We start from the raw sequence: 2,956 nt of genomic DNA, 5'->3' as shown, positions 1-2,956 counted from the left end.
GCTCTTCATCATACATCATTCTGCCATCCATGAGGTACTCTCATATTCCGTTCTGCCGCTATAAGCTGGTCGCTTTTGTATTTCTTTTGGTGGTTTGTATGAAATACACATCAGTCCAAAGGCATCTGCCCCATGACTGGACCAATCGTGCTCTGCTCCCAAGCCAATATTGCGCTTCTCATCCCATTTCTCGTGATACCAGTTCAGCGCCTTACGTCCTGCTACCGTCGTCTTTTCATTAAACCAAACAGAAGGCAAAACACGGCGGACTGTTTCTATACGTATCTTAACAGCTCCTGCTCCCTGATTAGGGATAACTTTTGTTTGAAAGCCTGCCTGTTTAAGAGCGCTCTCAAAACTCACATTGTGTACACGGTCTCTGGTCGCACCGTCATGAGGCAAAACCATCAATGCCTTCTCATAACCATTTTGACGCAACCAACCTATATGTTCGGATAACGGCTGTCCTTGTGCTTCGTAATAATCAAGCACTCTGATCTCTCTGCCAACAAATTGCGCTATCCATATCGCTGTGGCATCTGCCTTAGCACCCGTGCCCCCAATATCCCAAAAGGCGCGTATTTGCATTAAAGGATCACGCGCAACGCGCCCTATCCGCCCCTCCTGCTCGGCTGCCAACATTTCCTTTTGATAATAAGCGCCTTGAACCGCTGTAAGATAAGCCCCTTCCCAGATATGCTTATAGGTCTCTGGACGATTTCTCAGATCATCCAATCGCGCTTCATTCAAGATCTTGGGAAACTTCGGGTTGTCTGACCAGTTAATCTCAACACGTTTGATTGCCTCATTGTCTGAAAAGCGAAACCGCTTCTCAACGGGGGCATTCTCTCGCAACGGGTTCCATGTCACCCATAATTCTGCATTCCAATCTTTTCCTTCTTCTCGCAAAGTCGGTATAAGCGTCTGCCAAGCCGTCTCTGTAACGGGCTCTGCCTCATCAACCCAACAAAGCAAAATCCGCCCCATAGACTTGATACTGGCTATATTGCGGTCCAGACCAGAAAACTGAAAGGCTATACGACCATCTATCGACTTAATCGACGACTCCCCAACCTTGTAATAGTCCTTTAAAAAGTCGTGCGCTTCAATGACGCGTTTAATCTCCTCCAATGAACTTTCTGCCAAAGAATTCTGAAACTGACGTGCACAAAGTATAGTGCCCGATATCCCTTGCATACCAAATTGATAGCCTTTTAAAGCAGCCATCAAGGCAAATGATCTTGTCTTTCCAGACCCTCGTCCACCCCAAGCAGCACGCACCAAAGCCTTATCTGTAAANACCTTAATGGCTCCCCCATCTTCACCTGTTACCTGTAAAGGCAACACCTTACCAAGCAACGCTAAATAAGCAGCGGGGCATTCCATAGCCTGCTTTTCCAAATAAGAGATCAAACCATCCTTGCCAATTTTATTCCCAGCATTCTCAGCAGCCTTAACCACTGCTTCTTTTAAAATGCGCGTCATCTTATTCGGAACGCCTTTGACACGCCCTTGACCTGCCTTTGGGGGTATACGCTTTTTAATGGGTTGTGGAGCCTGATGTGTATTTTCTGATGTCATAAAATACGCCCTCCAGATAATAAAAAACCCCGCATTTGCGGGGATTCCAAACTGCACTATCCCTCGTTTAGATACAATACGACCACGTACAGTGCTGTCATTAAATACGATTTGCTACACTTTGTCAACATAAAAATAACACATATTGATACATTTGAAAAGAATCGGTTAAACAGCACTTATGAATAATTAAGGGTTCAAAATGATGAAATCATTATCCATAACACGCATCATAACATTTATAGCTTTCTTTTCTATATCAGCGCTACCTGCATCAGCGTCATTTGGATTTATAGACAAATTGACGCGTATGTTTACAAGTGTAGATACTATAGAGAAGTATAATCAACTTTACAATAAATACGTAAGTGAATCATATATTGGCTCTATGCATTCTGAAAAGGTACGCAAAGCAGAAGAACTTTCACTCAGAAATGGCGGAGAATATTCATTTTTTAACAAGGAAGATATATTGTATCGTCACATATCAGTTGTTGGTTGTGCATCCCTTATGAGTTTATTGCGGGGTGATTATAATAAGGAGATGTCGCAAATGGATCTACCCAATGTAATAAAGCGTTTACGCGATGAATATGATTGGAGTGAAAGCGATTTTATGTGGGCATACGACGTGGTCAATGATAACGAGGATCCAATGATTTATTATGCAAAAAAATTTATGACGGCTATAGATAAGCGTTACGATTTCAGAAAAGAACAAGTAGATAACATAGTATCTCACGTGAAAACAAATGATCATAAATGGTTAAAGGAACTCAGTGAACATTGCGGAAACTTACGAACGATATACTATATAATGCAACCGTAATAGAGCTTGTCATTTACGATCAAAATGTTTCTGAAGCACATTAAGAGCAACGCGCAGTGAATTCACAAGGTGGGGTAGCATTTGATCTTCTATAACGAGGCACTGTAGCGCTGCATAAAGGTTATATTGTCTATAGAGGCATTGGGCTTCTTTTAGTGCCTCTTGCGTGTTTATAAACTGCTCTGTTGCAAATTCTACCCATTTATCTCTTGCCTTATCATCAGATGATGATGGCATTTCGTCATAAATTGCATTAGGCAAGCCTTTTGCACAAAGGTAATTATTCCTTATCTGTAAATACTGTTGCGCGGCGTCATATTGCTCTTGTGTAAGCACGCCTTGTAAACAAAGCCGCCCTATATAAGACCCAGAAAGTGGATTTTTTGCCTCTTGTAGCGTTAAACCGAAGCGTTTTGCACGCATTTCTATTGCCAATTTATCAACGGCTTCACGCAGTGCTTTTGCACGTGATATACGTCCGTTTGGTTCTCTTACCTGCCCTGCTATTTTAGGGCGTCCCCTTTTTTTATTTTTTTTCATAACACC

General features: G+C 42.3%; 3 protein-coding genes. 1 reads left to right on the top strand and 2 read right to left on the bottom strand.

Going from position 1 to position 2,956, the window contains the following annotated elements:
* Positions 1 to 15: 15 nt before the first annotated feature.
* Positions 16 to 1,386: a phage terminase large subunit gene (locus ACFIK1_RS04665; protein WP_375662202.1), complete on the bottom strand. Its 1,371-nt coding sequence runs from the start codon at positions 1,384 to 1,386 to the stop codon at positions 16 to 18.
* A 397-nt stretch (positions 1,387 to 1,783) separates the two neighbouring features.
* On the opposite strand from ACFIK1_RS04665, the gene ACFIK1_RS04660 reads away from it, so the two are divergent.
* Positions 1,784 to 2,410 (top strand): hypothetical protein, encoded by a 627-nt coding sequence (locus ACFIK1_RS04660; RefSeq protein ID WP_375658332.1) that lies wholly within the window; start codon positions 1,784 to 1,786, stop codon positions 2,408 to 2,410.
* A gap of 9 nt (positions 2,411 to 2,419) precedes the next feature.
* On the opposite strand, the gene ACFIK1_RS04655 is transcribed toward ACFIK1_RS04660, so the two are convergent.
* Complete coding sequence (locus ACFIK1_RS04655; protein WP_375658333.1) at positions 2,420 to 2,950, bottom strand: hypothetical protein; 531 nt, start codon at positions 2,948 to 2,950, stop codon at positions 2,420 to 2,422.
* Positions 2,951 to 2,956: the final 6 nt, after the last annotated feature.

The sequence above is a fragment of the Bartonella sp. OC16QHHD genome, from assembly GCF_042194035.1.
GTDB lineage: Bacteria > Pseudomonadota > Alphaproteobacteria > Rhizobiales > Rhizobiaceae > Bartonella.
Note: the sequence above shows the minus strand (reverse complement) of the source record. Positions and strands in the feature narration are given on the sequence as shown.